The sequence below is a fragment of the Desulfocastanea catecholica genome (genome assembly GCF_054657295.1).
Window position 1 is genome coordinate 1 of the sequence record NZ_BAAHYZ010000026.1, and the last position, 24075, is coordinate 24075.

At 49.6% G+C, this 24075-nt stretch carries 13 protein-coding genes; 10 read left to right on the forward strand and 3 right to left on the reverse strand.

Annotation, left to right across the window (positions count from 1 at the left end):
• Position 1 precedes the first annotated feature (1 nt).
• Positions 2-2941, forward strand: a complete 2940-nt coding sequence (locus ACYQ8U_RS18715; RefSeq protein ID WP_459947087.1) for a conjugal transfer protein TraG N-terminal domain-containing protein — start codon at positions 2-4, stop codon at positions 2939-2941.
• Between the two features lie 78 nt (positions 2942-3019).
• Here ACYQ8U_RS18715 and ACYQ8U_RS18720 read toward each other — a convergent pair whose 3' ends face one another.
• From ACYQ8U_RS18720 to ACYQ8U_RS18730, 3 genes are all read right to left on the reverse strand, one after another.
• Entirely contained in the window at positions 3020-3376 is a 357-nt protein-coding gene (locus tag ACYQ8U_RS18720) for a hypothetical protein (RefSeq protein WP_459947088.1), read from the reverse strand.
• 302 nt (positions 3377-3678) lie between these two features.
• On the reverse strand, positions 3679-4992 hold the full coding sequence (locus ACYQ8U_RS18725; protein ID WP_459947089.1) for an ATP-binding protein: 1314 nt from the start codon (positions 4990-4992) through the stop codon (positions 3679-3681).
• Between the two features lie 373 nt (positions 4993-5365).
• Positions 5366-5707, reverse strand: coding sequence for a helix-turn-helix domain-containing protein (locus ACYQ8U_RS18730; protein WP_459947090.1), 342 nt, complete (start codon positions 5705-5707; stop codon positions 5366-5368).
• 166 nt (positions 5708-5873) lie between these two features.
• On the opposite strand from ACYQ8U_RS18730, the gene mads1 reads away from it, so the two are divergent.
• The 9 genes from mads1 to mads8 all read left to right on the forward strand — a co-directional run bounded on the left by mads1 (position 5874) and on the right by mads8 (position 24071).
• Positions 5874-6068, forward strand: coding sequence for a methylation-associated defense system helix-turn-helix domain-containing protein MAD1 (gene mads1 / locus ACYQ8U_RS18735; RefSeq protein ID WP_136870404.1), 195 nt, complete (start codon positions 5874-5876; stop codon positions 6066-6068).
• Positions 6069-6107: 39 nt separating this feature from the next.
• A complete protein-coding gene (gene mads2, locus ACYQ8U_RS18740; RefSeq protein ID WP_459947091.1) occupies positions 6108-8111 on the forward strand; it encodes a methylation-associated defense system DNA methyltransferase MAD2 in 2004 nt (667 codons plus the stop codon).
• A complete protein-coding gene (locus ACYQ8U_RS18745) occupies positions 8108-9229 on the forward strand; it encodes a Fic family protein (protein ID WP_459947092.1) in 1122 nt (373 codons plus the stop codon). The genes mads2 and ACYQ8U_RS18745 overlap by 4 nt, the downstream gene beginning before the upstream one ends.
• Before the next feature lie 110 nt (positions 9230-9339).
• Complete coding sequence (gene mads3, locus ACYQ8U_RS18750) at positions 9340-10620, forward strand: methylation-associated defense system AAA family ATPase MAD3 (RefSeq protein ID WP_459947093.1); 1281 nt, start codon at positions 9340-9342, stop codon at positions 10618-10620.
• Positions 10617-11258: a methylation-associated defense system protein MAD4 gene (gene mads4, locus ACYQ8U_RS18755; protein ID WP_459947094.1), complete on the forward strand. Its 642-nt coding sequence runs from the start codon at positions 10617-10619 to the stop codon at positions 11256-11258. Before mads3 ends, mads4 begins: the two co-directional genes overlap by 4 nt.
• A gap of 79 nt (positions 11259-11337) precedes the next feature.
• A complete protein-coding gene (gene mads5, locus ACYQ8U_RS18760) occupies positions 11338-12753 on the forward strand; it encodes a methylation-associated defense system restriction endonuclease subunit S MAD5 (RefSeq protein ID WP_459947095.1) in 1416 nt (471 codons plus the stop codon).
• Entirely contained in the window at positions 12753-16925 is a 4173-nt protein-coding gene (mads6, locus tag ACYQ8U_RS18765) for a methylation-associated defense system protein kinase MAD6 (RefSeq protein WP_459947096.1), read from the forward strand. The genes mads5 and mads6 overlap by 1 nt, the downstream gene beginning before the upstream one ends.
• Positions 16915-18609 carry a methylation-associated defense system protein MAD7 gene (mads7, locus tag ACYQ8U_RS18770; protein WP_459947097.1) on the forward strand — a complete coding sequence of 565 codons (1695 nt, stop codon included), beginning with the start codon at positions 16915-16917 and terminating at the stop codon, positions 18607-18609. The genes mads6 and mads7 overlap by 11 nt, the downstream gene beginning before the upstream one ends.
• Positions 18606-24071, forward strand: coding sequence for a methylation-associated defense system ATP-binding protein MAD8 (mads8, locus tag ACYQ8U_RS18775; RefSeq protein ID WP_459947098.1), 5466 nt, complete (start codon positions 18606-18608; stop codon positions 24069-24071). The genes mads7 and mads8 overlap by 4 nt, the downstream gene beginning before the upstream one ends.
• Positions 24072-24075: the final 4 nt, after the last annotated feature.

Consider the following 24075-nt stretch of genomic DNA (forward strand, 5'->3'; position numbering starts at 1 on the left):
ATTGGCTCTGATATTCAGTGACGCTGGGTATATAGGGTTATTTGCCGTAGTGGCGGTTATGGGGTTTCTTGCAGGAGCCATTTCCTGGCTTGTTCAGGTATCCAATGGCGGGAAAGCCACCCCTCTCATCTGGACGGTACCAATTTTCTTCGGGATAATTCTCTATTTTGGCCTGTTTGTGCCCAAGGGGAATATCACCGTTTATGACCCAACGCTCAATAGATTTCAGACTATTGGTGGAATCCCTGATGCGGTTGTCTTTACTGCTGGTGTACTGAACAAGATCGAAAGAGGGCTGGTTGAGATTATCGATACGGCCTCCGCTCCCGATTCAGAATACTCCAGAGGTGCCGGCGGCATAGGTTTCAAAACCCTGGAGTCGGTGAGAAACTCATACATTAAAGATAACCACCTCAGAACAAGTCTGATCCGCTACACCAAGGATTGTGTGACTTTTGAACTGATGCGGCCTGGAACAACCTTATCCCTTGATACTCTCCGTAATGACACCACTGATTTCTTGACTGAACTTGTCAAGGCTGTACATCCATCAATCTATACGGTTTATTATGATTCGACGGAACCGGCCGGTGTGACGAAAACCTGTACCGAAGCATGGAACCTTCTCCTGCCGATTTTTCAAAATCCCACTAATTATGCGGAAGCGCTCAGGAAGACCTGCGGCAAGGCGGCTTTTGATTCCAACAATGCTCTTGAATATGCTACCTGTACAGACCTCATAACCAGCACCTTGAGATTCACCACGGGAAATACTGTCGTACCGGAAAAGCTCATCCAACAACGACAAATCTCGGAAATTCTGTATACTTTCTACTATCAGGATGATGTGGAAACTGCCATGCTCATAGAGGCAAACCGGAAGATCACCTCGCAAGGTATTGGTGTTGGTATTGCCATGAACGAATGGATCCCGATTATCAAGGCGATCATGACTGCCATTGCCATTGGCATGATTCCGTTCCTGGCTTTATTTCTGCCGACCCCAGTCGTCGGCAAGGCCCTTTCAGCCATGTTCGGTTTTTTCTGTTTTCTGACCATCTGGGGCATAACAGATGCAGTGGTTCATACTGCGGCTATGGATTACGCACAATACGCCTTTGAAGAGATGCGCCAGTCGTCTTTAGGCGTTTACTCGATGGCTGCCTTTCCTTCATTATCTGAAAAGATGCTGAGCATGTTCGGCATTATCCGCTCGTCGGGGATCATGCTGGCAAGTCTCTTCACCATGATGCTGATTAAATTCGGTGGCCATGCCCTGGCAATGATGGCCGGCAGCTTGAGTGGTTCGGTAAGCAGTGCAGGTGGAGCAGCCGGAGCCTTGATGACGCCGGAAGGTGCCTCAGCAGCCATGAGTCAGCAGCTGAAAGCATCAGGAAATTTGGCAGGTATGCCGCAGCATAGGTTTGCCAACATGGCTTCGGCGGAGGCTTTCAATAGTGTCCATAGTCCGGTTGGTGGGTACAACTCCTCTATGAACGCCAGGAACGCTTTGGCAAAATCAGGGCAAATTCCACAAGGGACTTCGGATGCCGACTATGCAGAGATGAAGCATAGCTTTAACCAACAGGCAGGAACAGCAGCCGGTCAAGCATCGGTTTCTCTTGGCCCAGACGGACAAGCGACCCAGGGCAAAACGAATGCTGTCATGCCAAGTGGTTCTACAATGGCAGGGACAACCTTCGGGGCTGGTGGACCAGGTGTACAGAATCTCAACGGCGCATGGGGCAAAGGGAGTTTTGAGTCGGACGTTCATGGCGGCACCAATCTCACCTCTGCCAGTGTCAATGGGATGTCTCCCATGGCTCTTGCAGAACAGAATGCACATATCAATACCGAAAAGGCAGCTCATGCCCTTGGTACCAATGAGAGTTGGGACAAGATGAGGAGCCAGCTGCAAACTGATGGTCTTACCAGTGCCGAATCCCGTGCCTATGGTGATAAACTGAGTAATTCCGTAGCCTCTGGTTGGGACAGAGCTATGCAGGATAAATCCGGTTTCGTCCGTGGCCTGAGCAAAGAGCAACAGGAAAGCCTCTCTGGTGCTGCAGGCGCAAGTATAGCAGTGCAGGCATTTGGATTAGGGTTTAAAGGAGGGACAGAATATAAAATGACAGGAATCGGAAAGGATGGCACACAACTGTCTTTTATGATTGATGAGAGTACTGCGAAAAAATTCAATAGAACTCAAAGCCAAATCCATGAAAGAGCTATCGCCGAAACCTTTGGTGATAGCAAAGGGCTTCAATTTGCCACAAATTTAGCAAATAAGATTGGTGCGACCGAGGCAGCTTCATATATGCAAGAGGCCAGCAATATGACCCGTACCACGGAAACTACTGGGGCCGATGCTACAACCGCCTTTGTTGGTTGGTATGCAAATGATCGCTACGGTTCGAGTAGCCCTGAAAATATCGACAAAGCAGGTGCCGCCCTGAATCACATGGTTACAGGCGGAGCAGCCGGCATGCATCAATTACACCGCCATCAACAAAGATTTCTCAATAGTGGCAATTATACTTGGGGTGACGGCGCAGCTCAGGCGGATAGTGCCATCGATTCTAACAGAGCTGAGGTCGGCGGAGGAATGGCAAATGTCCAGGAGCAGGTCATGCCAGGCGCAGATTCAGCGATTGGCCGGACTGAAAATATTACTCCAGATGATTTTGGCGGCCATCCTGCTGATCACCATGCTTCTTTAGGCTCACCAGAAGTAAGAGGGCAAAAAACTCGCGAAGATGCGGATGCTATGAGAGACCAACATGAAAACAGAACACACAAATTTAATGATGAAACGGAAAAAGTAGTGGAGCCATTTATAGGAAATCGAATAGCAAGATCAATTCACAATGCAGATCAAAAAATCAAGATGCAACTGGCCGAAAGAAAAGCGGCAGGAAAACCACCTCTGGAAGGTGATTAATGACTAAAAATAACAGTCCGCTGCGAGTGGGAAGATGTCGTGGACCTTAAAAAAACAATGCAACATCTTTTGTTTATTTCATTGCTCAAGGCTGCGGCGTAATTCTGCTTTTTCACTGTCTGAGAGTTTGTTCCAAAATTCATCTCTCTCTCTGAATGATAGATCAACGAATGCTTGGGCTGCTGTAGGGGCAGGTTTTTTTATACTGCTTTTCACAGTATTTTGATTTTCTCCAGATAAAAAATTAATCGTCACATAAATAACGAAAAACACCACAACTGCTTTGAAAAAATAGGACATCCCGGTCAAAGCTGAGTTATACCTCCTCCTTTGAAACTCAACATAATTGGGTGCTTCGAACCAATTTTCTTCTGGCGGAAATATATCCTTGGTAATCGGCTCGACCAGTTTGTCAATCATATTAAAAAGACCCATGACTTATTCTCCTTACTTTGCTGAAAACAGACAAAGGAACCGACACCATTACAGCCAGGACAGAAAATCACCAATAAAATACTACAACTCCTTCTATGGTGAAATAAGTATGACAAAAAAAAGTATTTGTCAATACTGCTGAAATTCCATTGAAATAACCCAAAAACAGGCAAATAGATTCATCAAGATCATTATGGACTTGAACAGCATGCAACAAGAAAAAGCGGCCACTTCTGACGGGTTTTTTTGAAGTCGATTCTCAATGGCTGCTAATTTTCATTGAAAATTCAGCTCTTCCCTGCTCAAACCACGTTCGGTCGTTGGTCTCCGATGGTCGAAACACAATATAATGGGAGGAATTGCAGTTTCTGGTCAGATACTTTATTGCTTGTTCCGCTATAAAGTACCAATCCTTGCGGGCAATTCTGATATTTTTCAAGCATAAGATGCAGGCTTCGCAAACTCCCACTTGGTCCTGATTTAACCTCTATCGGGTATATCTTTCCTTGCCGAACAACGAGAAAATCTACTTCTGCACTACTGCCACGACTCTCCCGCGCCCAATAAAATAACTCTGAACTATGCCAGGCCAGGAGTTCCTGGGCAACAAATTGTTCCGCAAGTTTTCCACGGTACATCACCAGAAGGTTTTCCTGCTGCAATTCCAGTTCAACCGGCACCTGGCAGAGTCTCTGCATAAGACCTATGTCGAGCATGGATGCCTTGAATTTTTTGGGATTGGCTGTTGCGCCTAAAGGCAAACCACTTGGATCACAAGCCGGAATTTTATGAATGACCTTCGCCTTGGCCAGCAGATCAAACGCTTTGCGATTCATCTGGCTTGAATACCCTTCATTCAATCGAGTATATTTTAATTGCTCTCCAATGCTTTTGGCCACGCCCAAAAAAACTGCGTCTAGACAGATCGTATTGATATGGGGGGTGTATTTGGAAAAATCATCGCGATACGAGTCCAGAATTTCTGACTGGACTTGAAAGGTTTCAACCATGGAACCAGAGTCACGATAGGTCTTGACACACTCAGGCATGCCGCCGACAAAGAAATAGTTCCGCAATTCCTTGAGAATGATTTCCTGGATAGACCCGGCAACGTCATCCGGCTGATTGAGAGTATGTTCAGCCATCTGTTCTTTGCCCGTTGCCAGAAGATATTCGTAAAATGTCATCGGATGCATATGCAGATACTGGACGCGACCGACAGGAATGGATATTTGGCCGAAGGCAAACTCCAGCAATGAACCGGCGGCTATAACATGGAGTTCCGGCATCTCTTCATAAAAGTAGCGTAACGCCATTAATGCACGCGGACAAGCCTGAATCTCATCAAAGAAAAGAAGCGTCTGGCCGGCTATGATTCGACCAGTTGTCAACTCCAGATGGTTCAATATAAATCGAGGCTCAAGATTATCAGCGAAAAGAGGGTGAAGATCGCGACGTTTTTCCAGATCTATTTTGACAAAGCTCTTAAATTGTTTTGCCAGAACATTCTCAACAAGCCATGTTTTCCCAACCTGGCGCGCCCCACGAATGATAAGAGGCTTACGACGCGGCGAATCTTTCCAGCCTGCAATCTGTTTTTCAGCCAATCGTTGCATGCAATATTCTCTCTTATTTCAGATGTGTGAGTACAGAGTGTACAGCAAGCCACAACCGTATACTAATTCTGCGAATAATAAAAAGTCAATGGTAATTCGAATTTTTAAAAGTAATAAGTCAAGGTTTTTTTATTGTTGCTAGGTAACCACTATCAATTGTTCTGATTGCCAACACACCAAAATCATTGATGTTGGAAAGTCTCATTCAATGGGACTCCGTGACAGCACATTGCATTTAGCAATTGGTTCGTAACATCTACGCCTATGGGAGGTAGACTCCTTAATGGAGTTAGGATCTAGCGATGATCAAGAGGCGCAATCCGTTGACGCGAAGCGGATGGAAAAACGCATATCCTAAAAGGAAAGGTGATTTTCAAGATCTTATTGATTGGGCCGATTTGAGAAGTTGCTCAATCTCATTTGGTGAAAACTTATTATCAATAATAAAATGAATGAGATTCATAGCTTCAGGTTGGTCATGCAGGAAATCAACGATCTCCGGGTCGGTAGAGGACGACAATCGGAACAGAATATCTGGGTCAGCGGCTAACAATTTAGCAAGTACCTTAATAATTTCAGGGCGTGGCGGGCGTTCTTTGCCTCTCTCGATTCGGCTAAGGTAGGCTGGGGATATCCCAACCTTAACCGCAGTTTCGCGTAGCCCTAGATCTTGTGCGACTCTTAGTTCGCGTATAGTTTCACCAAAATTCTTCATCAACTTTATATAACTCACTGTTTAGTGTTACGCAACACAAAATTTACTTGGTAATATTTGCTGAAGTTTGGTATTTTCTAACGTCGCATTGCTCAGTGTTTGGAGAATTCCTTTTATTCAGGTGCTAAAACCTTTGGCGGACAACTGCCCATAAAGGAGAGGCGGCATGCAAAATGATGAAGTCTTAAAAATTAGAAATGTAGCTGCCTTGCTCAAAGTCGGTGAAAAAACGATCTACACAATGGCTCAGTCCGGTGAACTGCCTGCTTTCAAGGTGAGAGGGCAATGGCGATTCTCCCGCAAAGATATTGATATGTGGATCGAACAGCAGAAACACGCAACCAAGAATGTCAGCGAGTAAAGCCAGAGATGAGCTTTACCTCGGTGAATGGAGTTTTTTATGAGCAAACAAAAGGATTCTCCGGCCGAGAACACCATTCCGGCGGGATACACTCTCGATTACGTCTCCGGAAATCAAGTTAAGGAAACAAAGAAAGAGCTGGTTCGGCAACGGATTGTCCGTGCCCTGATCCACGAATATGGCTTTTCGCCCGAAGACATGGTGAACGATTTCGCAATTGGCGGGCGTAAGAAGGTGGATGTCGCAATCTTCCACCACGGTAAGGACCACACCCTCGAGAATCTTGGCCGGGCAGTACTCTGCCGCCCTGAACCAAATGTCGGCAAACACGCCGCACGTATCCGGGATTTCGAGCAGGCCTCCGACGACCTGGATGATTTGGAGAGTATCATGCGCGAGGTCGAGGCAATCCAGTATGGCCTCTGGACCAACGGTTTGGAATTCTTCTTCCTTGAAAAAGAGCAGAAGCGCTTTGAGACCAAGTGCAACCCTATCGGCGACTGGCCCATGGCCGAAGAATCCGTCGGCACCAAGGAGGTCATCTCCGACGCCCATACTCGTGTTGCTGACCAAGAGATGCTGAAGATCACCTTTCGCCGCTGCCACAACTACATCCATGGCAACGAGGGGATGCCCAAGGATGCTGCTTTCTGGCAATTCCTGTATCTTATCTTCTGTAAGATGCATGATGAAAACCTCCGGGCCAAGCAGCGCCAAGCCTGGAAATGCCGATTTTGGGCTGGCCCCAAGGAACAGTTTGAAATCGAGGGTCGCAAGGCGATCCGTAAACGCATTGAGGAACTCTTCGCCGAGGTCAAAAAACAGTTCAAGAACATCTTCCGGGGTAACGAAGAAATTTCGCTTTCGGACAGAGCTCTGGCCTTTATCGTTTCCGAACTGGCAAAGTATGACTTTACCCGTACGGATGTCGACGCCAAGGGAGTGGCTTACCAAGAATTGGTCGGCGTCAACCTGCGGGGCGACCGGGGCCAGTATTTTACACCGCGGGGCGTGGTGAAGTTGGTCGTAGAAATGCTTGCGCCCAAGGAAAATGAAACGCTCCTGGATCCAGCATGCGGGACCGGGGGCTTCCTCGTCGCCACCCTTGGTTACATGCTTAAGAAGTTCCGGGAAGAACAAGACACGCAGCCCGGGAACGAGAACACCAGCGAATTTCTGACCGTCCACGAGCGTCTGAAAGAATATGCGGCGACCAACACTTTCGGTGCTGATTTCGATCCGTTTCTTATTCGTGCCTCCCAGATGAACATGGTCCTTGCCGGTGATGGCCGCGGCCACATTTACAACATCAACTCCCTTGAATTCCCTCTTGGCCATCTCGACGATCTGCAAATAGCTAAAAAAGAAATTCCGCTGGGCTCAGTCGATATCATCGCAACCAATCCGCCGTTTGGTTCGGACATCCCGATCACCGATAAGCATATTCTCGAACAATACGAGCTGGCGCATGACTGGGAGCATGATGACGAGGGGGGATTTCGCAACAATGGACGATTGAAAGGCAGTGTATCCCCAGAAATTCTTTTTGTTGAACGCTGCATAAAATGGATCAAGCCTGGAACTGGACGTTTGGGTATTGTATTGCCAGACGGCCTACTGGGTAATCCCGCAGCCGAATACATCCGTTGGTGGATAATGCGAGAAACACAGGTGCTTGCCTCCATTGATTTACCGGTGGAAGCCTTTATTGCCGAGGCCAACGTCAACATCCTTACCAGCTTGCTCTTCCTGCGTCGCAAGAGCGATGAAGAAAAGAAGCGTGATGCCTTGGGTGGCATTGAGGAATACTCGGTTTTCATGGCCGTGGCCGACAAGGTTGGTATTGACCGCCGTGGCAACAAACTCTATAAGCGCACCCCGGACGGTGAGGAAATTGTCGAGCCGCGAACCTCCGTTGAACGTATCCGCATCGGTGGACATTTCGTGGAACGGACCCTGACCCGCAGCGAAAAAATCGAGGACAACGATCTGCCGGTCATCGCTGAGAAATACCGCGCATTTCTCAAGGAGCAGAACGGATGAGCGTACCGGTTTTGTATCACGAAGGAAGGTTTCCTCCCAAAGAACTTAATTGGGCGCGGCTCGTGCCGCTGATTGGACCGGCCAACGCGGCAGTGGCAAGGTATGATGGGATATTGGCCGCCATTCCCAATGTGAATGTGTTGTTAAGCCCGTTGACCACCCAAGAGGCCGTATTGTCATCACGTATTGAAGGTACCCAGGCCACCATGGGCGAGGTGCTGGAATACGAGGCCAAGGGTGAAACGGACGAACCTGCATCAGCGAAAGAGGCCGATATATGGGAGATACTCAATTATCGAAAGGCGATGCGGTATGCCACTGAACATCTGCAAACATTGCCTTTATGCCAACGCATCATTCTTGAGTGCCACAGAATTTTATTAAACAGCGTGCGTGGTCATGGCAAGGCTCCCGGTCAATACCGCAAAATTCCCAACTGGATTGGCCCAACGGGCTGTCCCATTGAAAAGGCCCGGTATGTTCCCCTCAGTGCAGATAAACTACCAGAGGCCATGTCTCACTGGGAGAAGTACCTTCATGAGGAAGCGCCGGATCGACTGGTGCAGTTAGCCTTGATTCATGCCGAATTCGAAGCGCTGCATCCTTTTCTGGATGGTAATGGGCGATTGGGCCGTATGTTGATTCCGCTCTACCTGAACCAGGCCGGGCTTATCAAACAACCGGTCTTCTATATCAGTGCCTACCTGGAAAGCCACCGGGATGAATACTATGAAAGACTTCTGGCTATCTCACGTGATGATGACTGGGACGGATGGTGTGCTTTTTTCCTGAATGTGATCCGCATCCAGGCGGAAGAGAATCTTGACAAGGCCCAGAAAATATTGGGACTTTATAATGATATGAAGCCGCATTTCACTGAATTGACACATTCCCAATATGCCATTCATGCTCTGGATTGGATATTTGAGAGACCCATTTTTAAAAGCTCGGATTTTGTTCGTTCCGCGAATATACCCAAACCCACCGCCCAACGAATACTGGCCGTTCTTAAAAATGAAGGCGTCCTCCAGGAACTCCAGTCCGGAAGCGGCAGACGCGCTGCCATCTTGACTTTTTCCAGACTTCTGAACATCGCCGAGGGATACCATGCGTTTTGATTATCATCAATGCACCACAAACTCTATTGTGTCTCGCAAAATAGAAAATATGACACACAATGCTGTTTGTGTCGATTCGGTGAGACACAATTTCTCAAGGAGCAAAACTGATGATTACTCGAATTGAAGCGATGCGATACCGATGTTTTGAGAATATCGGTGTTGATATCCCTAAATTTGGAATATTGGTTGGGGCAAATGGAGCCGGGAAGACGACCTTATTGGATATTCCACGACTCGTCGGTGATTGTCTCCTGCAAAGGGATATTACCCAGGTTTTTACGCAAAGGCAACACGGTCGTCCGGCTCGATGCTCTACACTCAAGGAACTTATTTTCTGCAACCAAGGCAATGAGTTTATTCTGACTTTGGAGACTGCTCTGCCGGAGCAGGTTGTTATAAACTTGCAAGATCGGCTTCCCAGCGTAAGGAAAAATACACCTGAAAACCAATGGCTGAAATACGCCAGGTACGAAATCCGTCTGGAAATTTTCAATGAGCGACAGTTGCAGGTGAAAAACGAATACCTGTTTTTGTTTTCAGAAAAGACTACTCCCGACCATGCTACCGGGCGCCTGCACGGCGAGGTCAACCCGCATCGGGACTGGCGCTTCGTCGTCAAGCGCGAGTATGGTGGCGAGGCGGAATTTCGCGTAGAAACCCAGAAGGGAGCAAAGTCACGATCATCTAAAATCGAAGCCTCCATGTTGGCACTGCCGCGGGTGCAGTTTGAGGCCAAAGAAGATTTCCCGGCAGCCACATGGCTCTATGATGTATTGACTCTGGGTTATCTCTTTTATCAGCCGGACCTCGAAGCATTGCAAGCAGCATCTCCCCCCGGATTGCCGGATACATTGATGGCGGATGCGGCCAACTTGCCACATTTGGCGCTGGCGCTTCAGCAGGATGAGTTTCGCTTTGGTCTGTGGCAGGATCATGTAAAAACAGCCTTGCCGCAGATTGAGGAAATTGCGGTAAAAGAGCGGGAAGAAGATCTCCACGCCTATTTTTCTATAACATATCAGGGAGGGTACACGGTAACCAGTTCCGGCCTTTCCGAAGGGACCCTAAAAATTCTGGCGTTAACAATCCTTCCTTATCTCAACAACCTTCCCGGCATCGTCTTTCTTGAAGAGCCGGAAAACGGCATTCATCCACGGGCGATTGAGGCGGTATTGCAGTCACTGTCTTCCGCCTATGACTCACAGCTTTTTTGCAGTTCCCATTCCCCGGTGGTGCTCGCTAATTCTGAACTCGACCAGATTCTTTGCGCGCGCCTCGAAGTAGGCGGCGCGGCAACGATCATTGCCGGCAACAGGCATCCCCAACTGAAAGATTGGAAAGGCCATGTTGACCTCGGGGCTCTCTTCGCCACGGGGGTGCTGGGATGAGAGACTGCATTTTCTTGCTCGCCGACAAAAATATGCAGGCGGCTTTCGAAGGCTTCCTCACACGGCCAGGGTTTTATCAGAGCATACGTTGCGGACAGTTTGATTTCGATCCCCGTCAAGATATCCGAGTTGCGGCCGGTGACAATGACCCAGGCCTCTTTACTCGTGGACACGAGTTGTTGAGCCCATTTCAATCTTCCCATCATCGGGCAATAGTCGTGCTGGATGCTGCCTGGGATGGCTCACCGGGGGCGAATGCGATAAAAGACCGCCTCACGGCACGGATCACCTCCACCGGCTGGCAAGAGGGAACCTTTCAGGTCATCGTCATCGACCCGGAACTGGAAAATTGGATTTGGCAGAAGAATGACCATGTAGCATGCGGACTTGGATACACCAATGTCGAGGCCTTGATGGCTGAGGCCGAAATGCAGCGAGCCTGGCCGAATGACGCTGCTAAACCAACACAACCCAAAGAGGCACTTGAGGCGATACTGCGTAGAAAGCGTATCCCGCGTTCCTCGGCGATCTATAAAAACATCACCTCGCAGGTTTCCATTAGGCATTGTCAGGATGGTGCATTCCAGGAATTATTGACGACACTGCAAACATGGTTTTCGCCGGAGGATGTGCAATGAGCATCGGTCATATTCATAACGAACTGTCGCTGGTGACAGAGAAATACAAGGAATTTCGTGCAACCGGCGAGGTGACATTTTGAGCAGAAAATTTCAATGTAAAGCGGTTCCAAGCACCTGGTTAGAAAAAAACGGTCGGAGACTAGACTGCGGTTCATATATGTCAGGAGGAATAGAAATACGAGAATTGCTTAGAAAGCTATCGGTGAGAAAAGACCGTCTTCAAGACTTAACTGAAGGGGGCATTTCTGGAATTATTAACGCAGGACGAATTACCCGCCTCTGGGTTAATGATTCTGAATTTGGTTTTCCTTTCTTGTCTAGCACGGACATTACTCAAACTGATCTAAGCAATCTCAGTTATATCGCCAAGTCAGTTGCGCGAAAAAACAGTCAACTCCTTATCAAGGATCGTTGGATCCTAATTACTCGCTCTGGAACTATTGGTCGTATGGCCTATGCTCGGGAGGACATGAACGGGATGGCTTGTACAGAAGATGTTTTGAGGGTCATTCCAGACGAGAATGCAGCTAAATCAGGCTATATCTATGCATACCTCAGTTCAAAATTCGGTCTGCCAATAGTTGTCTCCGGTACTTATGGATCAATTATCACTCATCTGGAACCGCGCCACATTGCCGACCTCCCGGTGCCTCGTCTTGGCGTGGTGGAAGATCAGGCACATGACCTGGCACAAGGGGCTGCAAGTAATCGTGTTTTGGCAACGAAGTTAATAGATGAAGCAATAAATGAAGTTTATTCAGCTCTTGGCATGATGGTTCAAGCGGAAGGAAAACAATCAAATACACCATCTTTAACCACCCAAACGTCCTCGTTGTTATTGAAAAGAATGGACGCATACTACTACAGCAACGAAAATTCTGAGGCTCGTCAGGCCTTTAATCGCGCTGGAGATTTGTTCGGGAATGAAAACTTAGGCGACATAGCTGACGTCTGGATTCCAAATATATTTAAGCGCCTTTACGCAGAAGATCCAAATTATGGATGTCCGTATTTCACGGGGAAAGAGATTTATGAACTGTTTCCATCAACGCACTTATTCTTAAAGCGTGAGGTAGCTCAGAACTACCGCTTAATATTGTCTGCGGGGATGATACTTGTTCAGGATTCTGGGCAAATTTCAGGCTTAATTGGTAGACCTGTTCAGGTAGGGAAGCATCTCGAAGGGGCTGCCTGTACTAACAACATGGTTCGAATCCAAACTCCTGATATATTGGATAACGGATATCTATTTGCGCTACTGTCGACTCACTACGGTATTCGTTTATTGAAACGAGAAGCCTCTGGATCGAGCATTCCCCATCTCGATGAGGGGAGGATAAAGCGACTCGCTATTCCATGGCCTGCCCAAAGTATTCGCTTGTCAATTGGCACTAAAGTAATTAAGGCTCTTCACCTTCGCGATGAAGCGGTTGATATGGAAAACAAAGCCCGTGCCCTCGTCGAACACGCCATTGAAGAGGGAGGCCGCTAATGGCGAAGGTCATACCCATCGGCCAACCCGTGAACGATTCGGAACGTCAGGCCATAGGTTTCCTTCGGGATCATCTTCCCGAGGGCTGGTTGATCTTCCATAACTTCGAGTTGCGTCAGGGTGAGGAAGTATTCGAGATCGATATCGCCCTCCTCGCGCCGCACGCGGTGTATCTGGTGGATGTGAAGGGCACACGTGGCAATATCGATGTGTATGGCTCCAAGTGGTATCCCGAGGGGCGGCAGCCGTTCCACTCCCCACTGGCCAAGCTGCGCAGCCACGCCAAGGCCATGGCCACCATCATCCGCGAGAGCAACACCGGCCTGATCGAGTTGCGCAAAGCCCATGTCCATGCCACGGTGCTGCTCACTGCCGACAATGCCACCATCATTGACCAAGCGGGCATTGACGGACCAGACGTGACTGATTTCAAACACTGCCTGAAATATTTCCGCGACCAAGGCCGCATCCCCGCCAACCGTCTTAATAACATCTCCCGCTTCCACACCCAGATCGCAAAAGCCATCACCGGCAATGCCAAGCCTAAGAGTGCGGCCTTGGTATTCCGAGACTGGCAGGTGGAAGAAAAGCTGGGCGGTACTGACCGCTATACCGAATACCGTGCCAAACACAATCTCTTGGGCAAGAGCGGTGGCCTGGCCCGTCTGCGGGTGTATCAGGCCGATCCTTATCAAGATGAAGCGGTTCGCAAGGAAGAGTTTAAAAAAATCAGCAACGCCTACCGTGCCGTGGCACACATGCCGGCCCACGCCAATGTACTGGCGGTGAAGGACCTTTTCGTCAATGACGACGAAGATAAGGTGGTGTTAGTCACTGAGGACCTACCCGGTCAGGCCCTGCGGTTGCACATCAACAAGGTATCTCTGGCACTCACCTTTGATCAAAAGCTGCAGGTGATGCGGGACGTGCTTTCGGCCCTGGATCATGCCCACCGTCACGAGGTGATACATCGTAACCTGACCCCGGACGCCATCTTGGTGACCAAGGGCGGCCAGGCGCGTGTTACCGGTTTCGACTTTGCCCGGGTGGGCAAGAACCGCAGCAAAGAAAGTACCATCGCCGGACAAATCTTGGAGGATATCGATACAACCTATCGGGCTCCAGAGCTGGTAAAGTCAGAAAAGGAATCAATTCCGCAAGAAGCGAGTATTGCTTCAGATTTGTATTCGCTTGGCCTCATTCTTTACGAGCTGCTGACCGGTGAACGGGCCTTTGAAAACGTCGATCAGATGATAGAGGCCGACGGCAGGTTTCCGATGAAACCATCGGAGCACAAGCCGGATTTACCCAGGGGAATCGATGAATGGTTGCAAAAATTTTGCGAGTTCGATCCGGAAGATCGCCACATCAGCGCGGCCATAGCCCGCAAGGCCCTGGACAACGTTATACTGCCTGAAGCTAAGAATGGGTCCGCTCCGGATGTCAGTGGCCAGGCCGATGTATTGCCACAGCCTCCCGACAACCTGACCGACCTGCCACAGGACTTCATTCTGGCGGATCGTTTCCGCATCCAGAAGAAGCTGGGCAGTGGCGGGTTCGCGGTTACCTATAAAGTTTTTGATGCATTTGATGATAGAACATATGTGCTCAAGCTGGTTGTCAGAGACCGCAGAAGTACCTTTGATCGCTTCATCAGGGAGTATAAATTACTCAAGAACACACCCAAGCATCCCAACGTTGTCGATACTGTCTATGCATATCGATTAGCCGATATAAAGCAAACGCCGTTCATCGTCTTTGAATACGTTGATGGGCTCGATGTTTCGGATCTCATCGATAATGAAGCTCTTTCTTTGGAAGATTCGGTTTGTATCGTCCGCGAGACAGCCGAGGGGCTTGTTCATCTGCATACGCACGGAGTTTACCATCAAGACGTAAAGCCTTCCAACCTGCTCTGGACCGACAAGGGTGTTCGCATAATCGACTTTAACGTCGCGGTCACTGAGCACGATGATGTTCAGGGTAGTGGTGGTACACGCCGTTATCTACCGCCGGATTACGATTATTCAAGCGAGCCGGATGCTTCGGATCGGATGGATCGTGACCTCTATGCCCTGGGTATTTCCTTTTACGAATGCCTCACCGGCAAATACCCGTTTGACGAGCCGACGCCGCCCATCAAAACCCAGCCAAAGGACCCCAAGCAATTCAAAGGATGTGCCGAACTGAGCACCTCGTTAGTCAACGTGCTGGTGAAGATGATTGCCCCTGAGCGTAAGGATCGCTTTGCCTCGGTGGCGGAATTCCTGAAAGCCCTGGCCGAGGTGAAGCGTTTCCGCTCGGTGCTTACTACCGGTGAAATTGGAACCGGTCCCAAGGTAGTGGCCAAGCTGGGCTTCGAGCCGACCAAACCGAATACCAATCCTTTTGTGACACACCTGTTGACCCTTTACAGCCAGAGCCAGGTGTCGAATGCGGGGACCCGTGGTCTGGACGAGATTGGTAAAGCCACCTATGTGCCGACTTATCTGGACAAGAGGCTCCAACCTGCTTTGTTCAAAGGCGAGTTCCGCCTGGTGATCATCAGCGGCAACGCCGGTGACGGCAAGACGGCTTTCATCCAGCAGTTCGAGGCCTTTGCCGAGACCAAGGGCGCACAGATGCAGCGCAGTGCAAATGGTGCCGTCTTTCAACTCAAGGACCACACATACCAGAGCAACTATGACGGCAGCCAGGATGAAGGCGACGAGGGTAACGACGCTGTGTTGCAGAAGTTCTTCGGCCCCTTCGCGGGTAAAGACACCTCTGCCTTTCCTGCGAACCAGACCCGCCTGATTGCCATTAACGAGGGCCGTTTGGTCGATTTCTTCCTGGAGCACGAGGAAGAGTTCCCACTACTTTCAAAACAGATTCAGCAAGGGCTGGCGGGCAGCGCCCCCGAGAATGGCGTAGTGGTGATTAATCTCAATCTGCGCTCGGTGGTTGCTCCACCAGAGGAAGACCAGACCTCGATTTTGGAGAGTTTGATTCCCCTCATGTGCCAACAGGTATACTGGCAGGCCTGCGAGAAATGCGACCTTAAAGGCAAGTGCTACGCCTACCACAACGCCAGGACTTTCCAGGATCCTGTTGCCGGACCGAAGGTGATAGAGCGCCTGAAGTTGCTTTACACCATTACCCATCTGCGGGGGCGGTTGCATATCACCATGCGCGATCTGCGCTCGGCCCTGGCTTTCATGCTGGTCGGGACCCGCGACTGTGATGGTATTCACCAGCTCTATCAAAACGGTGGTGAAGAAAACCAGAACCGGATTCTGGATGGTTTTTATTTCAACTCCTGGCTGGGTGGCAGTGAAGACTCAAATGACCGCCTTATTTCACTCCTCAGAGAGATTGATGTGGCCGAGGTCAGTAATCCGGATTTGGACCGTGAATTGGGTTTCCTGGATCCGAAATCCAAGGCCATGAGCCGGTTTTCATTTGCCGAACGGGCAAGATACGATGACGATCTTGCCCTGGCACTGTTCCGCAACCTGCCACGAGATTATTCATCGAAGAACCGTGCTCGGTTGATCAGCAAGCACCGAAATTACCTTTCCCACATGCGCCGCCGCCATTTTTTTGAGCGCCGCGATATTGGCTGGAAGGAGATGCTGCCCTACGGGAGCATCGATCATTTCCTTACCGCCATTGAAAACGCTGGTGTGAAAAACGAGAAGGAGATTACAACAGTCCTGCAGGCAATCAACCGAGGGGAAGGTCTGAGCGATCCGGCACGTCTGGGCAATCAGTTGGCGCTGCGGGTGCGCCGGGTAGATAAAGGCACTATCCAGAGTTACCGGTTGTTCGATGGAAAGCATTTCACGCTCCGTACCGAGCAGGAAACAGCGGCCCATCCCTTTCTGGAATGTTTGTCTCAAGCGCTCGTTCTCCTGTATGACTCCAGTGATGGCTACAAGGCGAGCCTGCGGATCAATCTCGATATTTACGAGATGCTGATGCGGTTGAACAACGGATATCGGCCAAGCATTGAGGAAGAAGAGGGTTTCTGCCTCAGTCTGGCTGTTTTTAAAAATGTTCTTTCGGCTGCCCCATACCAGGAGGTACTTCTAACCGAAAGCGGGTATCGTTTTTATCAGATTGATCGAATGGATAATGGTGTTCTGCAACTCACTGTTTCGGAAAAAGGAGCTGCATACCATGTCAATTAAAGGGAGAGACAAAGAGTTCAGGATTCCAAAAGTCAGTTACTTGGATTTTAAACACACGGAGATGGATCGTGTCTTAACGATGCTGTTTCCCCGCCTGAAATATGATGGTTATGGAAGTCGGCGCCCTCCGCGAGGTAAAGACCTTTCGATTGATGAATTTTTAGAGGATTTTCTCGACCATCCGGAGTGGTTTTCCGGATTTGGGCAACATCCTGATATCATTCGTAAGTGGATCGAAACCGATCTCATGGATCTGGTAAACCGCGGCAAGGCCAATCAGGCCGTTGCGGCACCGCGACCGTTGCACGGCAACACATACAAATTCCGCAATGCCAAGCACACTCGCGACTATGGCGCGGCTGAACATATTTATTGGATGCTGTTCTACGCCCGCAAGGGTAAGGGGCAAGCAAAGGGGCAAGCAGTCCGCGATGCATTGAGGCGATTCTTTTTCCCCGGCATTGACCCAGTCACTGACCGCTACGATCCCAACACCTCCGTGGACGTGGAGACCCAGGCAATCTTGCGGTTGGATCACCAGGTTACACAGGACATGAAGGACTCCAAGGAGCCTGCTCGGTTCCATCCGCTATGTATCGGCCAGGCCGATATTATGGCCGACGATGTTCTGCGCCTGCTGGCCTATGAGCCTTATATCCCTCGCTCGGTGCTGGTTGATTATCTGAAGACGCTGTTGGCCTTCCACCTGGCGTTGTATCACCTTAAATTGCTGCAGATACTGCCTAAGCTGGTCAAGCAGCGCTCCGGCAATGACCTCTGCGATATCAAGGAATGTCCTATCAACCCCGGGCTCGACAATGCGCTTGAGGGATGTCCTTTTCGGAACTCGCTGGTTGTGGACATGGGTGATGTGAATAATCCCCATATGGCCGAGTTGGCACGAAAATCCACTGACCGCCTGTACCGTCACATACCCGCTTTTGTGCAGGCAAACTTTGTCGTGAAAAAACTCGATGAGATGGCGGAATACCTGTGCAAGAAAACCGGCAAGCTTGCGCCCCCAGCCAGCGGGGTGTTCTCGGTCGGCGATCTGGTTTCGCTGTTGAAACCGGAACACGATGCTGATCGACAAGCCTACTTCAAATTTCGCCTGGCCAGCCTGATTGAAGAATCGACGGCGGGCAATGAGGATGTGGATCCGGAAATCCGGGGAGTGACCTCGATGGGATTGGAAGAGTTCGAATCGTTCATCGAGATACTGATGGCTTACCGGGGTAAGTATCACCGTCAGTACATCACCGAATGTTTGGATTCCCTTCTCCTTAAAAATAAAGAGAACGGCTTGTTAGCGCAGCCGCGCGCCAAAGGCAGCCCGCGCCGTTTTGTCCTGGGCAGCAAACTACTCGAAGTGCTCTTACAGGTGGCTGTCCTCACCCAGACCGGTGGGCGTTTTGTAACCCGTGAAGTCAGGATTGAAGAGCTGTTGGCCTTCTTGAGAAATCGCTATGGCCTTCACATCGATCGCCTCCCAGAGGGCAGCCAATTTAATAGCAGCATCCTTGACAAACGGGCGCTTCGCCTGAACCTTGAGGCGTTTAAGCGCCGTCTGCGTGAAATTGGCTACTATGAGGATCTGTCCGACGCCTACGTGACCCAAAAGGTATCGCCGCGCTATGCGATTGAGATATGTAATGGAAAAGATAAAAACGGGAGGCACGCATGAGTAACGCGTTCACCAAGCTATCCCAAGACAAACTGAACGCGGCAGTTGCTGATTTACTCTGCCCACGCATCGAAGTGATTCTCTGTGATCGCGGCCCGGGCCACTGTATGCGGGTCACCGACCTCGATGATGAGGTTATGGTATCGGTTTGTAAAGAGCTTCGACGAACCCGTCCTGATGGCAACATCTTTATCCTGGGCAGCCACGACCAGGAAGGTCTGCCTTATAGGATAACATCCACCAAACTGGTCGAACTACGAAACCCAGATGCGAATGGTAAGCTGCGCCAACCGCTGTTGGTCTTTATCCCTACTTCACTGCGCACCAGCGCCGAAGATTCGTTTGGCGTGGCCACCTTTGAAGAGATTGCCTTCACTGGGATCTATGAAGATCTGATCGTTTCCCTCATTGATCGACTGCCTGCCACTTTGATTGGTCATATTCGTAACCTTTTCGGAATCCTAGCAGAAGAGAAATGGCTATTTGCTGATGATGTTGCCCGTGTGCGATATCTGCTGACTGCACTTTCGAATGGCATTGATGGCGAGACCCTGGGAGCCAGTCTGTATGAGTTGATACTGATCCCGGATTTCAAACTCTTTGCTGACCCCGGAATAGTTAATGGGAAGATCATGCGAAACCTGAATAGCGTCCGTAACCTTATGATTTCGCACAAATCAGTCCGCGGACGAATCGCCGAACTTTGCCTGAATGACAAGGCTATCGAATTCTGCCTATGCGCTTTTTTTGAGAAATATGATGTTCAGGAGCCAGAGGTTTGGACACCGGCCATCGCTATAGAGAAGAGTTGGTGGACTATCTCTTTTGATAAGTGGAAATTTCAGGAAGAGCTTTCTTTGGATAAAGTCCTGTTGACTGTAATGGAAACCGATCTGCCCATGGTGCTGGAGGATGAAACCGACAACCAGCTGACTCGACTCATGGGGCAGCAGGTACTGGTGCCCAACGACCGTCGGAAGATGAACGTAGTCTTTGCAGTCAATCCACATCCGAACAAGGTCAGCGGCCTTGACCATTTTACGGTGCAGATCATTTCGCAGAATGACGGACCTGTTGGCAAGTCCAAGAAGGTCAAACCCTGGGCACTTAACCGCCTGCAATGCACAACCAACCTCGCCAAGCTCAACAAATTCGAATTTGAGGAAGGGTGGCATTTTATAAGGGTTCTTCCCTGGACGGCTGACGGAGATCCAATACCCCTAGAATCAGATTCCGGGTCGGAAACGGCCAAGCACACCTATGAGAGCGAGCCGTTCTATGTTCTTCCAGGTGGGAATCTAGAGGAAGATCCACCGCAGCGGGCAATACCGATAGAGCAAAGTCTCGAACATGCCTTTTTTCGGTTGCAGCTCACGGCGCTCGGTGATGAACGGGATCCTGCGGATGTTGCTGTGACCGGTGTCTCGTGGGCCGAAGGTGGGCGTTCGAAAAAGGCATCTCGCCAGGAAATCCTATTGGCAAAGTTCGGACGAGAAGGCGCAGTTCAGATTCCACTGTCGCGAATGCTGAAAACCATCGAACAACGAATACTGGCCGAACCAAAACATCTCTCGGGATGGCGGATGCAAATCAACTTGGATACGGCAGAACTCCCTTCAGAGACTGGCCTGGTTCTTCCGTCATCGGCGGCTATGGCGTCTTTCCTTGCTACTCGCGAAGAATTATTTGCTATTGTTCGCAAGGATACCGCTGAACTGATCATGCAGGGACTCTCCTTTCGGGATGCCCAGAAGCAATGTCTGGCTTACGCAGAGGCCTATCTTGATCTGGTTCGTAACCTCATGCGGCATGCCGAAACGACGACGGGAGCTGAGCGGCAACAGCATTTACAAGCCCTGCGTAATGTTCTGGCCATCGATTCCATTCATGTTGTTTTGACCGATTTCCGTGGAAGGCATCGCGAGGCAGTACTGGTTTCGCCAACGCATCCCCTCCGTGCATTGTGGCTGGCAAGTTGGGTGGAACTTGGTAAGGACTGGATCGAAAAGATTAAGTCTGGTGGAAAAGATCATATTTCCCATGTCCGGTCGGCGCTTTTAGACGGATTGGTGCCCTCAGCTTATCCGGTAGCCATTCCCGTCGAAGATGGTCGCATTTTTACTCCTGTCGATAACCTGAATCCATTTTGGGCGCTTTACGCTCCCACCACGGAAGAGAATTCTCGAGGCCTGATGGCTGAGATCTGCTCCGCGCTCGGCTTGACCGAGCCCTCCGCTGCAGGCTTGGACATTTCCGGCAAGGTGATCGCAGACAAAATCGAGCGTTACCTATCTCAGCATCCTTACGTCCGCGAATTGTCCTTGAACATCTTTAACCCTGGGGCTGGTGCCGTGATCGCAGATGCTTTGCTAGCCTTACAGCAGAAGCATGAGCACGCTGACTTGCGCTATGACATTCGCCTGTTCTCTTCGGATCCGGACTCCCCTGTTTTGGGGGAATCTTTAGAGTTGATGGTTCGCCGGGGAGGAACAATTAATGAGGCTGCAGATGCCTTTGCGATCTCTACCGGCAGCCATCTCTTTTCAAAGTTGAATCTGGCTAAACATGCGCTGTCAGAGTTTCATACCAACGCCAAGGAGTATCCGGCGCACATCAGTGTTCTGCTGGATGTTTTCCCAGCGGCGGAGCTATCCATCACAGAGAAACCTCTGGGGATTACTCCTCTGCATGGGTTGGTACAAAATTTTGATACTGAGTTTATAGATGATGAATCAGGAACGTACTGGAACAAGTGCCCGGTTGTGGGTCATTCTTTGAATTCGGATTCCCAACCTGCCTGCTTTGATCTTCTTTCTTCTATAAGCCGTCACCTGTGCTTTGCGATATCTTCGGTGGCCACATCGGGATCTAGCTTCAAGGCCGTGCCGATTGTGACACTTGGACTGGACGTCGCTCAACGTGAATTGATCTATGAGGTCCACCAGGTCAGCGATTGGGTGTTCACCATTGACAGGAATATGGGGATTGAGTTTTTCGATCATGGCGGGAGGAAGAACAGGCCAGATTATCTGATTGATTATGTTCCAGGCGCCAGCTCACAGGCCACCCACAATCTGATTATATCTTCGAGGTCAAGTGACGAGCTCAAGGCCATGTTAAAGCCAGTCCTTTTACGTCATGGGTTGTCAGCGGACGGCAATCAGTCCGTACAAATACTAGCCCATCTGCGTTCTCTTTCCGGCCAACTTGCTCTGAAACTGATTTCCGCTTCTACACAGCAAGATGAGGCTCTTGGTTTGGCTTTGGCCAGATTGTACCTTGAATACCAGGGTGCTTTGAATAATCAGATTATTGTTCCCTTAGATGCCCATACAGATCTTTACCGGTCCAGCGGAGGTGCTGAAGAGCTGAGTGACGCCGTCAGCCTTCAACGCACTGATCTAGCACTGTTCGATCTCGACTTGGCTGAAAGAACCGTCACCTGCAATCTGGTAGAGGTCAAATGTTATCAGCAAAATATGACTTTCGCTGATTTCAATAGGCTCAAGCAAGATATCTCTGCTCAGATCAATCAAAGTGAGCGAATTCTCCAGCGGCACTTTGACCCCGCACTCAAAAAACCGGATCGGCCGGACAGACAGCTCAAGAGTCGTGATTTTTCCCAAATTCTTCGTTTTTACCTTGAGCGATCTCTGCGTTATGGAATTTTTGATGTATTGGCTGCGCAAGAAGCGCGAGGCCTATTGGAGTCTATCGAGAAAGGCTATTCACTTCAGTTTAGGCGTTGCGCTCTGATCTTTGATTTTTATAAGAACGGTACTGAGGCCCCTGATAACGAGGTTGGCATTGAATTCCACCGCATCGGCAAGGATCTCATTCATGCTTTGTTGGATAATTGCCGCAGACCCGTTTCTGCTGAGAATGAAGAAGAGCCGGCGGCCCATTCACTTAGTGAGCAGTTCATTCCGAGTGTTCCCAAGCTCGAAAAAGCAGGTTTTCTCGCACCCAAGCGGGATAGGTCTACGTCCTGGACCGTGGATGGTCTGTGGGATGATCGGATAGAAGATATAAAGAAAGTTGCTGAAGCCAAAGCTACAGAAGAAATGCCACCAATGGCTGATAACTTTAAATATGATGAGCAGGTCGAGTCGGATACTGCTGCGCAGAAGGCGAAGGTTGAGGCTCATCCAGCGGAAGATAAAGGAGAGGATCAGCAAATTGCAGTTGTAGGATCAGAGACACTGACTGTGATCGAAGATAAAAAACCTAAAGAGACCGTGACGACACAGGTCTCAGGCGGCAATGTCAGCTACGACATCATGCTTGGCGTTAATGGCGATTCGCCACAGTACGGTTTAATTGGAGAAGCATCCGGCAGAAAGATTGCCCTGGACCTCAACCATACCCACACCATCAGCCTTTTTGGTGTTCAAGGGGGTGGCAAAAGCTACACACTGGGTACAGTGATTGAGATGTCTTCGATGCTGATTGAGCATATCAATGTACTTCCAAGCCCGTTGGCCACCGTGATTTTCCACTATAGTCCGACTCAGGACTATGCGCCTGAGTTTACATCAATGATTCTGCCGAACACGGTCGATGAAGAGATTCGCATTCTGCGTGAGCGATACAAAGCAAATCCGGTAGCGTTGAAAGATGTGATGATACTAACTCCCTCCAACAAAGTTTCCGAGAGAAGAGCCGAATACCCTGACATAGAAGTCCAGTCCATTGCCTTCTCAGCGTCTGAACTGAAAGCCGCCCACTGGAAATTCCTGATGGGAGCGATCGGCAGCCAGAGCATGTATATGCGGCAGATCAATCTCATCATGCGAGGCCTTAGAGACAATCTGACGCTAGATGCCATTCGTGACGGGATCACAAATTCCGGTCTATCTGATCACCTGAAGGATCTGGCCCAGACACGCCTGCTTTTCGCGAGCGAATATGTTGATGACAGCCAGCATCTTCAAGATTTGATTCGCCCGGGACGGTTGATCATCGTCGATTTGCGAGATGAATTTATTGAAAAAGACGAGGCCCTCGGACTGTTTGTGGTGATGTTGCAAATCTTTTCCGAGGCAACCTACCTCGGTAAGGCATTCAACAAGCTGGTAGTGTTTGACGAGGCACACAAATATATTGAGAACGATGACCTTGTGTCCGGCCTGGTAGAGGTTGTTCGCGAGATGCGACACAAAGGGACCAGCATTATGGTAGCCTCCCAAGATCCGCCGTCAGTTCCGGTGTCATTGATCGAACTGTCATCACAGATCATAATGCACAAATTCAACTCCCCGGCATGGCTTAAGCATATTCAAAAAGCCAATGCCGCTCTCGGAGACTTGACTTCGGAGAAAATGAATCATCTTGGCACAGGCGAAGCTTATGTCTGGTCGAGCAAGGCCTCGGACGATTCTTTCACACGGGGGGCTGTAAAGATCAAGTGCCGTCCTCGTATTACTCAACATGGCGGTAGCACTAAAACTGCTGTGAAATAATAAT